The organism is Streptomyces sp. NPDC107521, from assembly GCF_055598485.1.
This window is the reverse complement of the sequence record NZ_JBVKAT010000027.1, coordinates 23,548-42,949: the sequence shown is the minus strand read 5'-3', so window position 1 is coordinate 42,949 and position 19,402 is coordinate 23,548. Positions and strand designations below refer to the sequence as shown.

General features: G+C 75.1%; 16 protein-coding genes and 2 pseudogenes. 11 read left to right on the top strand and 7 right to left on the bottom strand.

The features are described from left to right. Positions 1 to 142 precede the first annotated feature (142 nt). Both ACZ7LB_RS29100 and ACZ7LB_RS29095 read left to right on the top strand, forming a co-directional pair. Positions 143 to 955: a phytanoyl-CoA dioxygenase family protein gene (locus ACZ7LB_RS29100; RefSeq protein ID WP_471472207.1), complete on the top strand. Its 813-nt coding sequence runs from the start codon at positions 143 to 145 to the stop codon at positions 953 to 955. A gap of 62 nt (positions 956 to 1,017) precedes the next feature. Continuing rightward, positions 1,018 to 1,884, top strand: a complete 867-nt coding sequence (locus ACZ7LB_RS29095) for an AraC family transcriptional regulator (protein ID WP_471472206.1) — start codon at positions 1,018 to 1,020, stop codon at positions 1,882 to 1,884. A 391-nt stretch (positions 1,885 to 2,275) separates the two neighbouring features. On the opposite strand, the gene ACZ7LB_RS29090 is transcribed toward ACZ7LB_RS29095, so the two are convergent. Continuing rightward, positions 2,276 to 3,250: an acyl-ACP desaturase gene (locus tag ACZ7LB_RS29090; protein WP_471472204.1), complete on the bottom strand. Its 975-nt coding sequence runs from the start codon at positions 3,248 to 3,250 to the stop codon at positions 2,276 to 2,278. 144 nt (positions 3,251 to 3,394) lie between these two features. On the opposite strand from ACZ7LB_RS29090, the gene ACZ7LB_RS29085 reads away from it, so the two are divergent. The 3 genes from ACZ7LB_RS29085 (at position 3,395) to ACZ7LB_RS29075 (ending at position 6,454) form a co-directional block, all read left to right on the top strand. Beyond that, complete coding sequence (locus tag ACZ7LB_RS29085) at positions 3,395 to 4,099, top strand: DUF6000 family protein (RefSeq protein ID WP_471472202.1); 705 nt, start codon at positions 3,395 to 3,397, stop codon at positions 4,097 to 4,099. Then, on the top strand, positions 4,096 to 5,352 hold the full coding sequence (locus ACZ7LB_RS29080; protein ID WP_471472201.1) for a DUF4241 domain-containing protein: 1,257 nt from the start codon (positions 4,096 to 4,098) through the stop codon (positions 5,350 to 5,352). The genes ACZ7LB_RS29085 and ACZ7LB_RS29080 overlap by 4 nt, the downstream gene beginning before the upstream one ends. Positions 5,353 to 5,728: 376 nt before the next feature. Continuing rightward, complete coding sequence (locus ACZ7LB_RS29075) at positions 5,729 to 6,454, top strand: dienelactone hydrolase family protein (RefSeq protein WP_471472199.1); 726 nt, start codon at positions 5,729 to 5,731, stop codon at positions 6,452 to 6,454. A 527-nt stretch (positions 6,455 to 6,981) separates the two neighbouring features. Here the strand turns inward: ACZ7LB_RS29075 and ACZ7LB_RS29070 are convergent. Continuing rightward, positions 6,982 to 7,518 (bottom strand): hypothetical protein, encoded by a 537-nt coding sequence (locus tag ACZ7LB_RS29070; protein ID WP_471472197.1) that lies wholly within the window; start codon positions 7,516 to 7,518, stop codon positions 6,982 to 6,984. A gap of 283 nt (positions 7,519 to 7,801) precedes the next feature. On the opposite strand from ACZ7LB_RS29070, the pseudogene ACZ7LB_RS29065 reads away from it, so the two are divergent. Beyond that, positions 7,802 to 8,327: pseudogene (locus tag ACZ7LB_RS29065) on the top strand (alpha/beta fold hydrolase); the annotation flags it as partial. Between the two features lie 312 nt (positions 8,328 to 8,639). On the opposite strand, the gene ACZ7LB_RS29060 reads toward ACZ7LB_RS29065, so the two are convergent. Next, positions 8,640 to 10,268 carry an ABC-F family ATP-binding cassette domain-containing protein gene (locus ACZ7LB_RS29060; RefSeq protein ID WP_471472195.1) on the bottom strand — a complete coding sequence of 543 codons (1,629 nt, stop codon included), beginning with the start codon at positions 10,266 to 10,268 and terminating at the stop codon, positions 8,640 to 8,642. Between the two features lie 650 nt (positions 10,269 to 10,918). On the opposite strand from ACZ7LB_RS29060, the gene ACZ7LB_RS29055 reads away from it, so the two are divergent. Then, complete coding sequence (locus ACZ7LB_RS29055) at positions 10,919 to 11,590, top strand: GOLPH3/VPS74 family protein (protein WP_471472193.1); 672 nt, start codon at positions 10,919 to 10,921, stop codon at positions 11,588 to 11,590. A 209-nt stretch (positions 11,591 to 11,799) separates the two neighbouring features. Here ACZ7LB_RS29055 and ssgD read toward each other — a convergent pair whose 3' ends face one another. Continuing rightward, positions 11,800 to 12,216, bottom strand: a complete 417-nt coding sequence (gene ssgD / locus ACZ7LB_RS29050; protein WP_471472191.1) for a spore wall synthesis regulator SsgD — start codon at positions 12,214 to 12,216, stop codon at positions 11,800 to 11,802. A gap of 406 nt (positions 12,217 to 12,622) precedes the next feature. On the opposite strand from ssgD, the gene ACZ7LB_RS29045 reads away from it, so the two are divergent. Then, entirely contained in the window at positions 12,623 to 13,675 is a 1,053-nt protein-coding gene (locus ACZ7LB_RS29045; protein WP_471472282.1) for a WD40/YVTN/BNR-like repeat-containing protein, read from the top strand. A 108-nt stretch (positions 13,676 to 13,783) separates the two neighbouring features. On the opposite strand, the gene ACZ7LB_RS29040 is transcribed toward ACZ7LB_RS29045, so the two are convergent. Beyond that, a complete protein-coding gene (locus ACZ7LB_RS29040; protein ID WP_471472190.1) occupies positions 13,784 to 14,080 on the bottom strand; it encodes a YciI family protein in 297 nt (98 codons plus the stop codon). 43 nt (positions 14,081 to 14,123) lie between these two features. Between ACZ7LB_RS29040 and ACZ7LB_RS29035 the strand changes: the two genes are divergently transcribed. After that, positions 14,124 to 14,822 carry an endonuclease V gene (locus ACZ7LB_RS29035; RefSeq protein WP_471472188.1) on the top strand — a complete coding sequence of 233 codons (699 nt, stop codon included), beginning with the start codon at positions 14,124 to 14,126 and terminating at the stop codon, positions 14,820 to 14,822. 3 nt (positions 14,823 to 14,825) lie between these two features. Here ACZ7LB_RS29035 and ACZ7LB_RS29030 read toward each other — a convergent pair whose 3' ends face one another. Further along, complete coding sequence (locus ACZ7LB_RS29030; protein ID WP_161227594.1) at positions 14,826 to 15,014, bottom strand: hypothetical protein; 189 nt, start codon at positions 15,012 to 15,014, stop codon at positions 14,826 to 14,828. A 92-nt stretch (positions 15,015 to 15,106) separates the two neighbouring features. Next, the gene (locus ACZ7LB_RS29025; protein ID WP_471472186.1) at positions 15,107 to 16,309 is read right to left on the bottom strand and encodes a saccharopine dehydrogenase family protein; all 1,203 of its coding nucleotides are present in this window, start codon (positions 16,307 to 16,309) and stop codon (positions 15,107 to 15,109) included. A 489-nt stretch (positions 16,310 to 16,798) separates the two neighbouring features. Between ACZ7LB_RS29025 and ACZ7LB_RS29020 the strand changes: the two are divergent. Both ACZ7LB_RS29020 and ACZ7LB_RS29015 read left to right on the top strand, forming a co-directional pair. After that, positions 16,799 to 17,878 (top strand): annotated as a pseudogene (locus ACZ7LB_RS29020) (CaiB/BaiF CoA transferase family protein); the annotation flags it as partial. A gap of 281 nt (positions 17,879 to 18,159) precedes the next feature. Then, entirely contained in the window at positions 18,160 to 19,374 is a 1,215-nt protein-coding gene (locus ACZ7LB_RS29015; protein ID WP_471472184.1) for an acetyl-CoA C-acetyltransferase, read from the top strand. Positions 19,375 to 19,402 lie beyond the last annotated feature (28 nt).

Sequence of the window (19,402 nt, the reverse complement as noted above, 5' to 3'; positions counted from 1 at the left end):
CCGACGGCCGGCGCGCCGCCTCTTCCGGGCACGAGTTCAAGCGGGCGGCGTGACGGGGGACCACACGCCCCACCTCCTGCCCGACAAAGGCGGTGCGGAGAATGTCGGGTGACCGGGGCCGGTGTCGCCGCACGATGGGGGCATGGATGACACGACCTTGGTATCCCGTTTCCTCCGCGACGGCTTCGTGAAGTTGGAGGGCGCCGTCGCGCCGCGCGTGGCGGCGGACTGCGCGCGGCTGCTGTGGCGGGAGACGGGCTGCGATCCGGACGACCCGTCCACATGGACGCAGCCCGTGCACTGGGTGGGCGGCATGGCGCAGGGACCGTTCGCCGCCGCACCCAACTCCCCGTCCCTGCAACACGCGTATGACATGCTCGTCGGCGCGGGACGCTGGGACCCGCGCTACTCACTGGGCACGTTTCCGCTGCGCTTCCCGCACGAGCAGGAGCCGGACGACGCGGGCTGGCACATCGAGGGGAGCTATCTGCCGGAGGGCGAGAGCTGGTACTTCACGAACCTGCGCTCCCAGGGCCGGGCACTGCTGATGCTGTTCCTGTTCAGCGAGGTCGGTGAGGAGGACGCCCCGACCCGGATCCGGGTCGGCTCGCACCTCGACGTGCCGAAGGTGCTGGAGAAGTACGGAGAGGACGGGGCGAGCGGGCTGACCCTCGCCCCCGATCTGGTGGCGGCGTCCGACCACCGGCCGGTCGCCCTCGCCACCGGGTCCCCGGGCGACGTCTTTCTGTGCCATCCGTTCCTGGTGCACGCGGCGCAACCGCACCATGGGGTGCGGCCGCGCTTCATGGCCCAGCCGCCGCTGATGCCGGCCGCGCCGTACGAACTGGAGCGGGCCGACGGCGCGTACTCACCCGTGGAGATCGCGATCCGCCGGGGCCTGGGACGGGACACCCCCGGTCCGGACGGGGACGGCACGGACCACGGCGCCGGGTAGAGGTCGTTCACGTCCATCGTCGGCACGGTGGTCGTGACGAGGGAAGAGGAAGGAGGCCGGGCATGCTGGAGCGGCTGAACCAGGCCATGGAGCACATCGAGCGCCATCTCGACCAGGCCGTCGACGTGGAGGAGCTGGCACGCATCGCGGCCACCTCGGAGCACCACCTGCGCCGGATGTTCTCCGCGCTCTCGGGCATGCCGCTGTCGGAGTACGTGCGGCGCCGTCGGCTCACCCTCGCGGGCGCCGAGGTGCTCGCGGGGCGCGAGACGCTGCTGGAGATCGCGGTGCGCTACGGCTACAGCTCCGGTGAGGCGTTCGCACGGGCGTTCCGCACCATGCACGGCGTCGGACCGGGCGAGGCCCGGCGCACCGGCGCCGCACTCAGCTCCCAGTCCCGGATGGCCTTCCGCCTCACCATCGAAGGGAGCAGCAGTATGCGGTACCGCATCGTGGACAGGGCGGGCTTCACCGTCGTCGGGTTCAGGACCCGGGTACCGCTGGTGCACACGGGACCGAACCGGGCGATCATGGACTTTCTGCGCGGGATCGACCCACGGGCTCTGGAGCGCCTGGAGGAACTGTCGGACCAGGAACCGCACGGCATCGTCGCAGTCTGCGACGGTCTGGATCCCAGCCGCGCCGAGGGCACCGAACTCGACTACCACCACGGCGTGATCACTTCCGCGGCCACCCCTGAGGGCACGACCGCGCTGGTCGTCCCGGCCGGCACCTGGGCGGTCTTCACCACCTCCGGGCCGGCGCCGCAGGCCATTCAGGAGCTGTGGCGGGACGTGTTCACCGAGTGGTTCCCGTCGAACCCGTACCGCACCTGCGCCGGCCCCGAGATCCTGCGCACCCGCCTGTCGCCGGACGGGACCAGGGCCGACGCCGAACTGTGGCTCCCGGTGGAGCCCGAGCACCGCTGAACACAGCGGCATCAAAGAACCTTCGTTCTCTGAAGAGCGCCGGACCGGGGGCCGTGCACCCCCGCCGAGCCTTCGAGGAACCCTTCAAAGACCGGGCAGCCCCCGTACGGCACCGGCTCGCGTGTCGTCTTGACCGTCACGCACCTCGACCACACTCCGGAGAGCTGCGATCCGGCCAACCTCCGGGCCGTGCGCAGGGCCGCCGTCCGCGCCACGACCGGCACCACCACGCCCGCACCCGGGCCGAGGCCCGCCGTACCGCGCTCGAAGCCTCCGGACGGCTCGGGTCCGAGGTGCAGCGAACCTGCCGGCCGAGCCCGTGCTCGTTCTCACCGGGACTTCCCGCACCTCAACCACTCACACCCGTCCTCCGCCCCCGCGGGCGGTCGGCTCAGCCCGCGGCGCGGCTCGCCATCCGGGCCTTGCGGGCGGCCAGCCGCTCGTCGAACCGGGCCGCCTCGGAGTCCAGGCCGCCCATGAACAGCCCCAGCTCCTCCTGCGCCCGCAGACCCTCGGGGCCCAGCCCGTCGATGTCCATGATCCGCAGGAAGCGCAGCACGGGCTGGAGCACGTCGTCGTGGTGGATGCGCAGGTTGTAGACCTCGCCGATGGCCATCTGCGCGGCGGCCCGCTCGAAGCCGGGGATGCCGTGGCCGGGCATGCGGAAGTTGACGACGACGTCCCGCACCGCCCGCATCGTCAGGTCGGGCGCCAGCTCGAAGGCCGCCTTCAGCAGGTTCCGGTAGAAGACCATGTGCAGGTTCTCGTCGGTCGCGATGCGGGACAGCATGCGGTCGCAGACCGGGTCGCCCGACTGGTGGCCGGTGTTGCGGTGGGAGATGCGGGTCGCCAGCTCCTGGAAGGCCACGTAGGCGATCGAGTGCAGCATCGAGTGGCGGTTGTCCGACTCGAAGCCCTCGCTCATGTGGGACATGCGGAACCGTTCCAGCGCGTCCGGGTCGACGGCGCGCGAGGCGAGCAGGTAGTCGCGCATCACGATGCCGTGCCGGCCCTCCTCCGCCGTCCAGCGGTGCACCCAGGTGCCCCAGGCGCCGTCCCGGCCGAACAGGGTGGCGATCTCGTGGTGGTAGCTGGGCAGGTTGTCCTCCGTCAGCAGGTTCACCACCAGGGCGATCCGGCCGATCTCGGTGACTCCCGACTGCTCCTTGGACCACGCCTCGCCGTCCTCGAAGAAGGCGGGGAAGTTGCGGCCGTCGCCCCACGGCACGTACTCGTGCGGCATCCAGTCCTTGGTGACGGACAGGTGCCGGTTCAGCTCCTTCTCGACGACTTCCTCCAGCGCGAAGAGCAGGCGGGCGTCGGTCCAGTCGGCGACGGAGCCGAGGGGCGGGGTCGTGATCGTCACGGGTACTCCATGGGGACGTGCGGCGAAGCGGAATGCGTCCGGCGAGCGGTGCCGGAACCTACGGAATCGTAGGCTACGAAACCGTAGGTTACGAGACCGTAGGTTAAGCGCGCTGTAAGCGCCTCTGACCAGGCACGATACGCAATGGGCGCAGGCGGCCACGGAACGGTACGGCGTGGCGCGCCCGCCTCGGAGCGCCTCCGGCGCGGTACGGGGGCCGTGCGGGGCGGCCGTGCGGGGCGGCCGTGCGGGGCTCCGGGGAGGCCGGGGCGGGGGCAGTGGTCCGGACGGGATCGCCGCGCTTCCCGAGGACGCCGGGGAGGACGGAGGAGGAGGGCTCCCGCTCGGCTCGTGGCCGTCTTCCGCCGGACCGAGTCCCATGATCGCATCGGGGAACCTCTGCCCGTCGGCGAGGTCCGCGTCGGGCCCGGCCGCGGCGTGTCCCTGCCCGGCTCCGGAACGGCGCGTGACGTCGTTCCGCTCGCCTCCTGTCCTGACCGCCGCCTCCGCCGCCCCGGTCCCGCGGACGACCGGCCCGTCGTCACGGGCGCTCTCCGGTTCATCGGCCCGAACCTCGGAGGTGGCCGGGCCGATCGTCTCCGGGATCCGGTGGTCCGCGGCAGGAGAGGCTTCGAGGCGCGCCTCATGCTTCCGCGCTGTCGCGGTCACGCCCCTTCCGGGGGCGGGGGCGCGGGTCGCCGGCCTTCCGGAGTCCGGGGTGTCACACCCCGGTGGCAGAGTGGCGGCACGACGACGGCTCCGACGGAGCCGAGCGATGCGGCAGGGGCACCCGTCGAGCATGACCGCTCGGGGGCTTCCGGCGCCACGGGGAGGGATGCGCGGCTGTGATCTTCGACAGACTTGAGGTGTCGTACGGCAACCTGTGGGGTTCCCAGCAGGCGATGAGCCATCCGGTCCCGATGCCGCGCGCGGTCGCGGCGCGCCGACATGCCGCCGGGACGGAGTACGCGGTTCTGCTGTCCGCGCGGGAACGGCCGCTGGCACTGGTCGAGTACTGGCCGCGCCGGATGTGGCGGGTGTATCTGTTCGACGACAGGTCCTGGCGCGTGCGGATGATCGACCTCAAGCCGCAGAGCACAGAGTCGCAGAGCACGGGGCCGCAGAGCACGGAGCCGCAGAGCACGGGGATGCTGCGGGTTCACCGGAGCACCCGATGGCGGTTCGCCGACGAGCGGGATCACGCGTCCGGGACGTGGGAGGTCCAGGAGACCACGACCGTCTCGGCCGACGGGCAGGTCGAGGTGAGGTCCGAGTCCGCCGGGCCGAGGAGAGCGCCGGCGGAGCCACCGCGGGGTCGGGCGTCGGACCCGCCGGGCGTCCCCGTGCGGCGGTTCCCGGCGCCCGTCGAAGGCTTCCTCTGTCCCGTACCGGAATTCGGCGACTGGCAGGTGTTCGTGCCGCTCCTCGCCCAGCAGGGACACGAGCCCGCCACGAGCGTGGTCCTGAACGAGGTGTCGGTGGCCGAGGGATCGGGACCGCCGCGCCCCGCCGGAATCGAGCGGCTGTTCAGTCCGGGCGTGTGCGAATCGCCGGACGGGCCGGCCGTCGTCGAGCCCGTCGACGCCGGCCTGCTGCGGATCACATCAGGGCAGTTGGCGGTCTCGGACCCCGGCCGGGTCGGAGAGAGCCCGCGGACCGTCGCTGTGCCACCGGGCGAGTACCCGGTCACGCTGTCGCTCGTGCGCACGACGCACGGGCCCAGTGTCGCCGCGGCCAGGGTGACGCTCCTGGACGTCCCGCCCCGCGACTGGGAGATGGCCCTCCTGCCCGACGAGGACCTGGGGCTGCTCGCCGAGGGCGAGTTGTACGGGGTGGGCGTGGACACCGGCACAGCGGCCTTCATGGACGCGACTCGGGCGGTGAGCGAAGACCGGCTGGACGAGGACCTGTTCATCCCCCTGGACGGCCGTGTCACCGTCGAACTGCCCGGCCCGGGACCCGAACCGAACCTCATCGCCTTCCGCTCGGGCCGGGGTGACGGGACCTACCCGGTCTGGATCGGCCGCACCGATGACGGAGAGGTCGGCTGCGTCGTCGTCGACTTCCAGCTCCGTCTCCGTTCCGCCGACGGGGGAGAGTAGGGGCCCTCGACCACCGCCGCGAGGCCGCGCCGTTCGAGACCGAGCCGACGGCGAACCTCCCGTGTGCGCGGGGCGATTGAGAGACCGACGACCCGTCGGGCCGATCAGGAACACCGTGCGCGACGCCCGGAACACCATGCGCGATGCCCGGCGTCCGGACGTCCGGAACCAGGGGTTGGCCCCCGTGACGCATGACCGCGTCGCCGGACCGCCCGGCCGAAGCGGGCTCCGGGAACTCCGGGAACTCCGGGAAGGGGACTCGATGGATCGGCCGAAACCGTTGACGGGAGCTTCCGGAACCCGCCGGAGGGCTGCCCTTCTGCCGACCGCAGAACACCGGCCCGACCGGGCTCGACGATCGCTACGGTCCGGGCTCATGACGACGGTGACAACGCGCACGATCGACTATGCGGCCGACGGACTGACGATGACCGGGCACCTCGCACTCCCGGCCGGTGTCGGCCGCCGGCCCGGGGTCCTGGTCGGGCCCGAGGGGGTGGGGCTCAGCGACGTCGAGCGCCGCCGGGCCGATGCCCTCGCCGAACTGGGGTACGTGGCGCTGGCCTTCGACCTCCACGGCGGTCGCTACGTGGGCGACCCCGAGGAGATGCTGGCCCGTTGCCTGCCGCTGCTCGCCGACCCCGACCGGATGCGGGACATCGGCCGGGCGGCGCTCGACGTGCTCCGCGCGGAGCCGAGGACCGACCCCGACCGGATCGCCGCCATCGGCTACGGCACGGGAGGCGCCATCGCGCTGGAACTCGGTCGGGACGGCGTCGACCTGCGCGCGATCGGGACGGTCAACGCACTGACCACGGGCCGCCCGGGCGAGACGGCGCGCATCCGCTGCCCGGTGTGGGCCGGGGTCGGATCGGAAGACCCGATCATGCCGCCCGCTCAGCGGGACGCGTTCACCGCCGAGATGCAGGCCGCGGGCGTCGACTGGCGCCTCACGGTCTACGGCGGCGCCCTGCACGCCTTCCACCACCCACCGGTCGACCACCCGGTGCTCCCCGGCGTCGGCCACCACCCACGGCACGCACGGCGGGCCTGGCGTGACGTCGCCGACCTGCTAGCCGAGTGCCTGCCCATCGCGGAGTGACCCGGTCGGCAACCAGGATGCCCGCCCAGCCGGACGGCACGGCCACATGCGGGCCCTGGTTCTTCCGCACATCGGCCGAGCGCTCGCCAGGCAGGCGCCGACGGGTTCCGGGCCCGGGCCGGGTACTTCGCGACCCGATGGCGCTCCAGGACAAAGCGCGTCGTCACGGCCGCCGCACGTGCGAGCGGGAACGGCAGCCCCTATGCGGTGTCGTCCACGATCACGGGCCACCGCCGCTCGACGTTCTCCGTCTCCGTTCCGTCCGACTGGATGAGACCTTCGGGCCGAGACACTCGTGGACATGCGGAGGCCGTCAGGAGCTGAGAGGGCGACCCTCCGCCACCAAGCCGCGCAGATGACTACAAGCCACCCATGCGCGAAGGGTCTCCCGCGCAGACGGCCGAGGCCCGTCCTTCAGCCGGACGCCCTGAACTCCTCCCGCAGCGGCAGGATTCGAGCGACGGCAGCCCCGGATCCCGTGGCGGGCTCGTGAGCCGGCGCGCCTCTGGACCCGTGGCCCTCGGCGTCTACAGGGCGCGCAGCAGGAATTGGGTGGTGGTGTAGCTGTTGTCACCGGAGCAGGCGTAGGTCTGCTGGGTGGCCGTGTACGTGAATCCGGACGGCGTGGAGCAGGCCCACATGCCGGTCACGGGCTTGTAGAGCAGGAACTGGCTGGTCTTGTAGCTCCCGCCGGAGGAACATGCCTGGTTGCTCGTGACCCCGGTGTACGTGTAGCCGGGCACGCTCTTGCAGGCCCAGAGGCCGTCGGCGGGCGGCTCGACGTAGAACTCGGTGGTTCGGAAGCTGCCTCCCGAGCAGGTGTAGGAGCTGGTGGTCAAGGTGTACGTGTAGCCGGACGGGACGGAGCAGGCCCAGAAGCCCGAGGTGGCTCCGTCGGTCCCTGCGGCCCCGGCATCGGGGGTCTGGGCGATGATCCCGGCGGCGGTGGCTGGGGCGGCGGCGGCCGGGGCGGTCGCCGTGGTGAGGGCCGCGGCGAGGGTGAGGGCGGCCGTCGCCACGGCGGCGAGCAGCATGCGGGGCGCACGGAGAGTCGTACGTGGCATGGCGGGCACTCCTGGTCGGTTCGTCCATCGGGCAGAGTCGACGGGTGGGGCCCGGGCCCCGGCCGCCGCAGGGCGCGCGCCGGGAAGACTGTCAGGGGGTGCGGGCCCCCGGCAAGGCCGTGTCCCGCGGTCCGCTGCCTTCCGGCCGCCACCGCCACCCCGGCCGACCTGCGGGCTGACCGGGGCGTACCGCCCGGCCAGGGCGTTCGGCGCGGGGGGAACGGCGGGGTCCGCACCTTGGGGCCGTACGGGTCGGCCGACCGGGGCGTTGAAGTGAGCCTCCCGGATCCGGCCCAGGGAGCTCCCCGGTATCGCGCCCCGCCTGCTGGAGATGTGGTCCCGTCCCGTGGTGGACCTCGGTCCGGAAGCGGAGTTGGAACGCCGGGTCGGGCACTGGCGGATCCTGGGTCGCGATCAGCTCCCCTTCGACGCCGTACGCGCCCGCGCCCCGGAGCTGAGGGTCATCGAGCACACCGGGCACCACGCCACCAGCACCGCGCATGCCCGCGCCGACGCGTCCGTCCCGGACCGCACCGGGCACCTGAAGGGGACCACAGTGCCCACCCTCGTCATCTCCGCTCCCGCCGAACCGGTCTTCCCATCGACCGTCCCCACCATCTCGCCCGGGCGAGATGGGCGCACGCACCACCGGGATCCCCGGCACGGGGCACGCACTCCCACCCGAGGCGCACACTCCGCTCGTCGCCGCGATCCCCGGGCCACCCCGCAGGACACCGATGGGCAACCGGGCCGCAGACCGCCGGGCCACGGCCCCCGATTCATCCGAGACACCTCTCGTGAGTCGGTGAGAGCCGGCGGTCGAGGCGTGTCCGGCCCGGTCGTGGCCTGTGATCGGGCGCCGGTGGCGCGGCCGTGCCGTCACGGCGGTCATCCGCGTCCCGCGGGCCGGTCCGGCCCCGTACCCGCCCCGGCCGCCGGAGGGAGCGGCGGACGGGTGAGGTCCCGGGACGCGGAGTCCCGGGGCCTTGCGGACGGGCCGGTGGCGGTGGAAGAGGCGGTGGCGGGGGCCACCGGGGCACGCCCGTGCCCGGCCAGGGCCGGGGTCCGGGCCCTGGCCGGAGCCGGAACATGAGTCCCGGCAAGGGGGCGTGCGGGTCCCGTCAGTCGTCCGTCGCGCCGACCGCCTCCGGTGTGGTCTCCGTCAGCTCCCCCTCCTCCAGCAGCAGCCACCGCGTGATGCCCAGCGAGGCCAGGAACGGCAGGTCGTGGCTGGCCACCAGCAGGGCGCCCTCGTAGGACTCCAGGGCCGTGGTGAGCTGGCGGACGCTTGCCATGTCCAGGTTGTTCGTGGGCTCGTCCAGCATCAGGAGCTGGGGCGCCGGATCGGCCAGCATCAGCGCGGCCAGCGAGGCCCGGAAGCGCTCGCCGCCGGACAGGGTGCCCGCCTTCTGGTCGGCCCGGGAGCCCCGGAACAGGAAGCGCGCCAGCCGCGACCTGATCAGGTTGTTGGTGGCGCCGGGCGCGAACCGGGCCACGTTCTCCGCGACGCTCAGCTCCGCGTCCAGGAGGTCCAGCCGCTGCGGCAGGAACCGCGTCGGCACGTGCGCCGTCACCTCGCCCGAGACGGGGGCCAGCTCCCCGGCGACGGTGCGCAGCAGTGTCGTCTTGCCCGCGCCGTTGCGGCCGACCAGGGCGATGCGCTCGGGTCCGTGCAGGTCGTACCCGCCGGTCACGCGCGCGCCGTGGGCCAGCTCCAGATCGCGCAGTGTCAGCACCGAGCGGCCCGGCGGCACCGCCGTGTACGGCAGGTCGACGCGGATCTCGTCGTCGTCCCGCACGGCCTCCACCGCGTCGTCGAGCCGCTCCCTGGCCTCGGCCAGCTTCTCCTCGTGCATGATCCGGTGCTTGCCCGCGGACTGCTGGGCCGCGTTCTTGCGCATCCCCATGACGATCTTCGGTTCGCGCTTCTGCTCCTGCATCTTCTGGCCGTACCGCTTGCGCCGGGCCAGTTTGACCTGGGCGTCGACCAGTTCGCGCTTCTGCTTGCGCAGATCGGCCTCGGCGACGCGGACCAGGCGCTCGGCGGCGTCCTGCTCGACGGCGAGGGCCTCCTCGTAGGCGCTGAAGTTGCCGCCGAACCAGGTGAGGGAGCCCGCGCGCAGGTCCGCGATCTGGTCCACGCGTTCCAGCAGCTCCCGGTCGTGGCTGACGACGATCATGACGCCCTGCCAGGAGGCGACCGCCGCGTGCAGCCGCCGCCGGGCGTGGAGGTCGAGGTTGTTGGTCGGTTCGTCCAGCAGCAGGACGTCCGGGCGGCGCAGCAGCAGCGCCGCGAGCCGGAGCAGCACGGACTCGCCGCCGGACAGCTCACCGGCGGTGCGGTCGAGGCCGATGCCGCCGAGGCCGAGTTCGCCGAGGGTGGCGAGGGCGCGCTCCTCGACGTCCCAGTCGTCGCCGACGGTCTCGAAGTGCTCCTCGGCGGCGTCGCCGGACTCGATGGCGTGCAGCGCGGCCCGCCGGGCGGCGATGCCGAGCGCCTCGTCCACCCGCAGGGCGGTGTCGAGGGTGACGTTCTGCGGGAGGTAGCCGGCGGTACCGGCCACGCGGACGGTTCCTTCGGCCGGGGTGAGCCGGCCGGCGATCAGTTTCAACAGGGTCGACTTGCCCGACCCGTTGACGCCGACGAGCCCGGTCCTTCCGGGGCCGAAGGCGGCGTCGAGTCCCTCGAAGACGGTCGTGCCGTCGGGCCAGGCGAACGAGAGGGACGTACAGGTGACGGAATGAGCCATACGGGGTCTCCGCGGTTGCGTGATGCGGTCAGGGGCAAACGCGTATCGAGACACTGGGAGGCGGCGACCCGCCGTCGGCCGGAGAGAGGTGAGGCCCGGGAGCGTGGGGAAACGGGAAGGATCCTGCTCCGCAAGGACGGCTCTGACGCCGAGGTCGCACGCGGCATCCCCACGAGAACGGGGGACACGGTGTCTCAGGACCTCAGACGAGCAACGTCCTTCTCCAATCGGCGGCAACAGAAGCACCTACAACGTAGCAGGGCGGCGGGGAGCGGTGTCAACGCGTTTTCCGCGCGCCGGGCGGCGGGGGTCCGGAGGCGCCGGACCCCGGTTCCGGCGGGCCCGGGGGCGGGGTGCCCGGGTGGTCCCGGTGGCCCGGGCCCGCCGGTTCCGTCGGTCCTGCAGGTCGTGCCGGTCCTGCTGGTCCTGCCGGTTCCGGCGGTCCCGGTGGCCCGTGAACGGGTACCCGCCCGGATCCCGTCCCCGGCACGCCTCGCCGCCCGTCCTCCGGCGCCACTCCCGTACCCGCGGCCTCCGTGCCGGGCACTCCCGTACCAGCGGCGTCCCTGCCCGCGGCTTCCGTGCCGGCGACTCCCGCTTCGACGACCTCCCCGCCCCCGCCCCCGTTCCCACGATCCCGAGGAGACCCCGTGCCCGATCGCCCACTCTCCGTCCCGGCCCGGCTCTGCCTGCTGGGCTGGGACGCCGCGCGGCCCGGGAGCGCCGATGCCGCCGGGCTGCGCCGTCTGGTGCGGGCCGGTGCCCTCGCGGAGCTGGCCCGGCGCGGCCTCCTCGTCGACGAGGACGGTGTCGCGGTGCCCGCCGGACCGGACGACACCACCGGCGACGCGGTCCTCGACGGGCTGCTGGAACTGGTCCGTGAGTCCGTGCCGCGCCGGTGGCGCGGCTGGGTGCGGCCGTACGCGCGGGTGACCTTCGACGCCGTACGGGAGCAGTTGGTCGCCGACGGGTTCCTGCGCGCCGAGCGGAGGCGGGTGCTCGGGGTGTTCCCGTCGGTGGACCACGTCGTGGCGCGGCCGGCGGTGGCGCGGGCGCTGCGGGAGGGGGTGCGCGACGTGCTGGACGGTCCGCTTCCGGTGGCGGAGGTCCCGGAGCGGGACGCCGCCGTCGCCGCCCTCGCGGGAGCGGCCGGACTGCGCACCCTCGGCGGCGGCCGGACCGCAGCGGACCGGGAGCGTCGCCTCGACGCGCTGACCGCCCGCGCGGGAACCGGGGCTCCCGCGGCCCGCAGGGCCCTGCGCGAACTGCGGGCGGCGGTGGCCGCGGAGCCGGAGCGGCCGACGGTGCCGACCGGCGGCTGACGGGCGCGGAGTCCTCCAGGGAACGGGCGGCGCGGGGAGCACGGTGCCTCCGTGGACACCGCGGGGCGGCGCGGCCCCGTCCACGCGGGCAACCGCCCCGGGCCTGAGGGAACCCTGGCGGGAGGGGCGCTGGGAGCGGGAGGGGCACCGGAGGCGGGAGGGCCAACGAGCAGTCGGGGGCACGGCTCACGCCGCCGGGACAGCCTCCGTCAGCACGTGCCGCGCATCAGCTCCGCCAGTTCGTGGTCCAGGTCGAGCTGGAGGTGCTCGTGCCCGGCCGGCACCAGTTCCTCCGTCGCCCGCAGGAACCGGCGCAGCTCGCCGGAGCGGACGTGGACGACGGCGGTGCCCTCGGGGGCGTGGAACTCCAGCACGGTGCGGTCGTACCCGTAGGGGCGGATCCGGACGTCGCCGTGGCCGTCCGGCTCCCGCATCCCGGAGACGAGCAGTTCGCGGGCGAAGACCCAGCACACCTCCACGCCCTCCAGGGTGGCGGGGGCCGGGAAGGTCATGCTCACGGCGAACGGATCGCTCCGCTCGTAGCGCAGGACGGCGGGAATGCTCGGCATGCGCGGCGCGGCGGCGACGAGGCGCGCCTCGACGGGCTGCTCGATGACGGTGGACAACGCCTTGCTCCCTCGTGACGGCTGGAATGCTGGACGGGGTGGTGCGGGCCGGCACTGGAAGAGACGCCGGAAGCGGCCGATCCGTGCACACGGGATCCGAGTGACCTGTGTCACCGCGTTCATGCGCGGGGCGGTCCGCGTGATCCTCTCCACCCCCGCCGGACGGCCCGGCGCGACTCGGCTGATGTGTCGTCAAGTCGCTTCGGGTGGCGCTCCGATGGCCCGTTCGCACCTCCGGTACCCGGTGCTCCGCGCGTCGCCGGGGGCGGGCCCTCTGGACGGCGCCGAGGGCGGTCGGCTAGCTTCGCCCGCCATGAGGCGCTTGGGGAGCACGCGACGCACGGTACGCACCACTCCGGACCCCGCAGGGGATCCCGCCGGGAGCCCCGGCGGGCGCGCGGTACGGCTGGCCGTCGCCGGGGCGGCGTGCGTCGCCGCGCTGGCCGCCCTGACGGCCGCCCCCGCCGAGGCGGGCCCCCACCGCTCCCCGCACTGGGAGCTGACGGACACCGGCGCCCCCGACGCGCGCTTCCGGGGGCTCGCGGCCGTCGACCGGCGCACCGCCTGGGCGGCCGGAAGCGGCGGCACCGTCCTGCGCACCACTGACGGCGGGGCCACCTGGCGCGACGTCTCGCCGCCCGGGGCCGGGGCGCTCCAGTTCCGGGACATCGAGGCGTTCGACGCCCGCCACGCGGTGGCCCTGACCATCGGCGAGGGCGAGGACTCCCGCGTCTACCGCACCGACGACGGCGGGGCGACCTGGGCCGAGTCCTTCCGCAACACCGACCCCCGGGCCTTCTACGACTGCCTGGCCTTCTTCGACCGCCGCCACGGGCTCGCCGTGAGCGACCCGGTCGACGGCCGGTTCCGCGTGCTGTCCACCGCCGACGGCGGCCGCTCCTGGCGCGTGCTGCCCGACCGGGGCATGCCCGCCGCGCAGGACGGCGAGGCCGCCTTCGCCGCGGGCGGCCAGTGCCTCGTCACCGCCGGTCCCCGGGACGCCTGGATCGCCACCGGCGGCGCCGCCCGCGCCCGGGTGCTGCACACCGCCGACCGGGGCCTGACCTGGAAGGCGTCCGACGCGCCCGTCCCGGCGGGCGACCCGGCCCGGGGCGTCTTCGCCCTCGCCTTCCGCGACCGCGCCCACGGTCTCGCCGTCGGCGGCGACTACCGTCCCGACCAGGCGTCCCCGCGCTCCGCCGCCCGCAGCGCCGACGGCGGCCGGGGCTGGACGCCCGCCGCCCGGCCCCCGGCTTCCTACCGCTCGGGCGTCGCCTGGCTCCCGCACAGCCGCACCTCCGCCCTCGCCGTCGGGCCCACCGGCACCGACCTCACCACGGACGGCGGCCGCACCTGGCGCACGGTCGACACCGGCTCCTTCGACACGGTCGACTGCGCCCCGGACCGGAGCTGCTGGGCCGCCGGTGAACGCGGCAGGGTGGCCCGGCTGGAACGCTGACCCGGGCCCGGCGGACTGGCCCGGACCCGGCCAGGCGCTCCCGCCGGGCCGCTCCCGTCCCCGCTCCCGCCGGGCCCGGACGACGCGGCGCGGCCCGGCCCGGGCCGTTCAGCGCGGGGTCTCCCGGTGGGCGGCCAGCTCCGGCGCCGTCCTCGTCGCGACGAACTCCGTGATCCGGTAGGCGCACACACCCGCCGTGACGAACGGGTCCCCCGCCACGATCTCCTCGATCCCCGCCCGGTCCGGCGCCACCGCGACGAGCACCCCGCCGTCGCGGGGCTCCTTGCGCCCGGAGGCCAGGACCACCCCCCGCGTGTAGAGGCCGTCGAGCCAGGCCACGTGCTCCTCCAGCACGGCGTCGACGGCGGCGAGCGGGGCGGTGTAGGACAACTCCAGTACGAACATGGGCGCGAGCCTACTGCGGCCGTCCCGTAGGGTTGCGGCCACCATGACGACCGAGACCTCCCGGGTGGGTGTTCCCGCCGAGTGGCCCGCGACCGAGGAGCGCGCCCGCGCCGTGCAGGACGCCCTGCGCGCCCGGGTGGTGCTGGACGAGACCGGCCCGGAGCCCGGCACCGGCCGGGTGACCGGGGTGGACGTGGCCTACGACGACGAGCGGGACGTCGTCGCCGCCGCGGCCGTCGTCCTGGACGTCTCGACCCTGGCCGTGGTCGCCGAGGCCACCGCCGTGGGACGGATCTCGTTCCCCTACGTGCCGGGGCTGCTGGCCTTCCGGGAGATCCCCACCGTGCTCGCCGCCCTCGGCGCGCTGCCCTGCCCGCCCGGCCTGGTGGTCTGCGACGGCTACGGCCTCGCCCACCCGCGCCGCTTCGGCCTCGCCAGCCACCTCGGGGTGCTCACCGGGCTGCCCACGATCGGCGTCGCCAAGAACCCGTTCGCCTTCACCCACGACGAACCGGACACGCCGCGCGGCAGTACGGCGCCGCTGCTCGCCGGGGCGGAGGAGGTCGGGCGGGCGGTGCGCACCCGGACGGGCGTCAAGCCGGTGTTCGTCTCCGTCGGCCACCGGGTGAGCCTCGGCAACGCCTGTGCGCACACGCTGGCCCTGACCCCCTCCTACCGGCTGCCGGAGACCACCCGCAGGGCCGACGCCCTCTGCCGCGCCGCCCTGCGGGACGCCCGGTAGGGCCTACGGCACCACGCTCCAGCGGCCCACCTCCTCGTACCCGGAGTCGTGGAGGGCCGCGCCGTCGCCGGGGCGCAGCGCGTAGTGGTGCAGGTTGCCGCCCCAGTACCGCAGGATGCGCTGGAGTTCGCCGACGGGGTCCGCGGCGACCGCGCCGTCGTCCAGGGTGACTTCGAGAAGGAACTTCGCCATGCCTCAAGGGTGTCATGGACGCTCCCAGGAAGACTTCGCCCCGACCGCGCCGCACGGGCCCCTGGTGGGAGGGGTGGACGGGAGGGGAACCCTCAAAGGGGTGGCAGGGCGGCGGCGGGGCGGACGGCGGCCAGCCGGAAGCCGATGCCCGCCGCCGTCAGGCGCGCGGTGAGCGCGTCGCCCATCGCCACCGCCGTGGTCACCTGCCCCGAGGTCCGCGGCAGGTCGTCGAGGGCCGGCGCCAGCGCGGCCTCGGCGAACATCTTCGCCGTCTCGTCGTAGCCCGGGTCGCCGCCGGAGACCTCGGTGAACACCCGCCGTCCGCCGCCCGTGCCGACGAAGCGGACCCGGAACCAGCTCCCGGCCCGGCGCGCGGGGTCCGGCCCGCCGCCCGGCGCGAGCAGCCCGGACAGCCGCCGCCGCACCGCCGGGACCTGGGCCGCCGCCAGCAGCGCCCCCGCCGCCGCGAGACCCCCGGCCGCCACCGGGAGGCGCCGTACGGCCGCGTAGTGCCGGTAGCGGAAGTCGGGGCCGTACCGCTCCAGGGCGCGGGCCGAACCGCGCACGATCAGAGGGTCGACGGTCGGCAGCGGCAGCGCCCAGGCGCCCACCTCCCCGGCGAACCTCGGTGCCCCCACCGGGACCGCCACGCGGCGGCCCGCCGGCCGGGGTTCCCGCCGCCGCCGCTCCCGGGCCGCCGCCCGCATCCGGCCGGGCCGGGCGAACTGGCCCAGCGCCGAGGCGAGGGTCCCGCCGGAGAAGGCGGCGCCCGCGCTGACGAAGCCGTCCACGGTCAGCGGCACCCCCTCCGGGAGGTGCGCCACGGTGAAGCGCACACCCAGGTCGTGGGGGACGGAGTCGAAGCCGCAGGCGTGCACCAGCCGGGCCCCGGTCTCCCGTGCGCGGGCGTCGTGGCGCAGGTACACCAGATCCACGAACTCGGGCTCCCCGGCGAGGTCGAGGCAGTCCGTGCCGGCGTCCGCGCAGGCGGCGACCAGAGCCTCGCCGTAACGCAGGTAGGGGCCCACGGCGGTGGCCACGACACGCGTCCGCCGGGCGAGGGAGCGCAGCGAGCCGGGGTCGTCCGCGTCCGCCCGCAGGACGCCGACGCCGGACCCGCCGGGCAGCCGTCCGGTGAGCCCCCGCAGCCGTTCCGGATCGCGTCCGGCGACCGCCCAGCGCAGCCCCCGGGGCGCGTGCGCCGCCAGGTAGGCGGCGGTCAGCCGCCCGACGAACCCCGTCGCGCCGAACAGCACGATGTCGTACGGCCTGCCGGCTCCGTCCGTCGTCCCCATGCCGCCTCCGCCGTCCCCGCGGACGCCGGCCGGCGGACCCGGTGTCCGCAGCGCGCGCCGTCGCCGGTGGCCGAGGCTAGCGTGTGGGGAGCGGGCGGACGGGGCGCCGGACCCGGACCGGGACGCGTCCGGACCCGTTCGGACGGGCTCCCGGGCGGCGGTCGGCGCGGGTGGACTAAGCGCTTGCTCGCCCACGGCCTTGTGCCGGCCCGGACGCGTTCCTAGCATCACAGGTGTTACCTCATCGGTGTCACACACGGGGGCCCCATGACCACGGCAGACGGACCCGGCGACCCGGCCGGACCCGGCGGGTCGCCGCCCCCCGCCCCTGCGCCGCCCCCCGCCCCTGCGCCGCCCCCCGCCCCTGCGCCGCCCCCCGCCCCTGCGCCGCCCCCCGCGCCCGCGCCGCATCCCGTCGACGCGCCCGCGCCGCATCCCGCGCCCGCGCCGCCCCCCGCCACGGCCGTCGCGCGCGGGCCGCTCCACGGGGTGCGCGTCGTCGAACTCGCGGGCATCGGCCCCGGCCCCTTCGCCGCCATGCTCCTCGCGGACCTCGGCGCCGACGTGGTCCGCGTCGACCGCCCGGGCGGGCCGGTCCTCGGCGTCGACCCGGCGTACGACCTCACCAACCGCAACAAGCGCTCCGTGGTCGTCGATCTCAAGGCGCCCGGCGGCGCCCGGCGGGTCCTCGCCCTGGCCGCCCGCGCCGACCTGCTGATCGAGGGCTACCGCCCCCGTGTCGCGGAACGCCTCGGCGTCGGCCCCGCGGCGTGCCACGCCCGCAACCCCCGCCTGGTCTACGGCCGGATGACCGGCTGGGGCCAGGACGGCCCCCTCGCCCTGCGGGCCGGCCACGACATCGGGTACATCGCCCTCACCGGTGCCCTCGGTCTCACCGGCGCCCCGGACACACCGCCCGCCGCCCCGGCCAACCTGCTCGGCGACTACGCGGGCGGCGCCCTCTACCTGGTGGTGGGCCTCCTCGCCGCCCTCCACCACGCCCGCGCCACCGGCACCGGACAGGTCGTCGACGCCGCCGTCGTCGACGGCACCGCCCACCTCGCCACGATGATCCACGGCATGCTCGCCGCCGGGGCCTGGCAGGACCGGCGCGGCGCCAACCTCCTCGACGGGGGTGCCCCCTTCTACGGCACCTACGAGACCGCCGACGGCGGCCACATGGCCGTCGGCGCCCTGGAACCGCGCTTCTACGCCGAGTTCACCCGGCTGCTCGGGCTGACGGGAGCCGAGGCCGACCGCGACGACCCGGCCCGCTGGAGCGCGCTGCGCGAGTCCGTCGCCGCCCGCTTCCGCACCCGCACCCGGGACGCGTGGACGGCCGTCTTCGCGGACTCCGACGCCTGCGTCGCGCCCGTGCTGTCGCTGCGCGAGGCCCCGCACCACCCGCACCTCGCCGCCCGGGGCACCTTCACCGACCACGGCGGCCTCACCCAGCCCGCCCCCGCCCCCCGCTTCTCCGCCACCCCCACCGCGGTGCGCACCGGCCCCGCCCGGCCCGGCGCGGACACCGCCGCGGTCGCCCGGGACTGGGACCTGCCCGGCCTCCTCGACGACGGCTCCCGGGACGGCCGCTTCCCGGACGGCGGCTCCCCGGGTGACCTCTCCCGGGACGGCGGCCTCCCGGGCGACGGGCCCGCGAACGAGGACCCTCCGGTCGACGGTGCCCCGGGTGACGACCGCCCGCGCCCGGACGGACCGGACCCGCGCGCCCCCGCCGTCCCGGACACCTCCGCCCGCACCGCCCCCGCCGCGCCCCGCGCCGACGCACTCCGCACCGACCCGGCCCGCCCCGACTCCGCAGGGCGCTCCCCTCAGCGAAAGGCCACCCCGTGACCACCGAAGCGTTTGTGTACGACGCGATCCGCACCCCGCGCGGACGCGGCAAGGCCGACGGCGCCCTGCACGGCACCAAGCCCGTCGACCTGGTCGTCGGCCTCCTCCACGAGATCCGTGCCCGCTTCCCCGGCCTCGACCCCGCCGCCGTCGACGACATCGTGCTCGGCGTCGTCAGCCCGCACGGCGACCAGGGCTCCGACATCGCCCGCATCGCGGCCATCGCCGCCGGACTGCCCGACACCGTCGCCGGGGTCCAGGAGAACCGCTTCTGTGCCTCGGGCCTGGAGGCCGTCAACATGGCCGCCGCCAAGGTGCGCTCCGGCTGGGAGGACCTGGTCCTGGCGGGCGGCGTCGAGTCCATGTCCCGGGTCCCCATGGCCTCGGACGGCGGCGCCTGGTTCAACGACCCGATGACCAACCTGACCACCGGCTTCGTCCCGCAGGGCATCGGCGCCGACCTGATCGCCACCATCGAGGGCTTCTCGCGCCGCGACGTCGACGAGTACGCGGCCCTGTCCCAGGAACGCGCGGCCACCGCCCGGAAGGAGGACCGCTTCGCCCGCTCCGTCGTCCCCGTCCTCGACCGCGCCGGGCTGACCGTCCTCGACCACGACGAGCACCCGCGCCCCGGCACCACAGCCGACTCGCTGGCCCGGCTCAAGCCGTCCTTCGCGGACATCGGGGACCTCGGCGGCTTCGACGCCGTCGCCCTGCAGAAGTACCACTGGATCGAGCGGATCGACCACGTCCACCACGCGGGCAACTCCTCCGGCATCGTCGACGGCGCCGCCCTCGTCGCCATCGGCTCCCGCGAGGCGGGCGAGCGCAACGGGATGCGCCCCCGGGCCCGGATCGTCTCCGCCGCCGTCTCCGGCTCCGAGCCCACCATCATGCTCACCGGCCCCGCCCCCGCCACCCGCAAGGCGCTCGCCCGGGCCGGGCTGACCATCGACGACATCGACCTCGTCGAGATCAACGAGGCGTTCGCGGCGGTCGTCCTGCGCTTCGCCAGGGACATGGGGCTCTCCCTGGACAGGATCAATGTCAACGGCGGCGCCATCGCGCTCGGCCACCCCCTCGGGGCCACCGGCGCGATGATCCTCGGCACCCTCGTCGACGAACTGGAGCGCCAGGACAAGCGCTACGGCCTCGCCACCCTCTGCGTCGGCGGCGGCATGGGCGTCGCCACCGTCGTCGAGCGCGTCTGACCCCCTCCCGACGGACCACCTGGAGCAC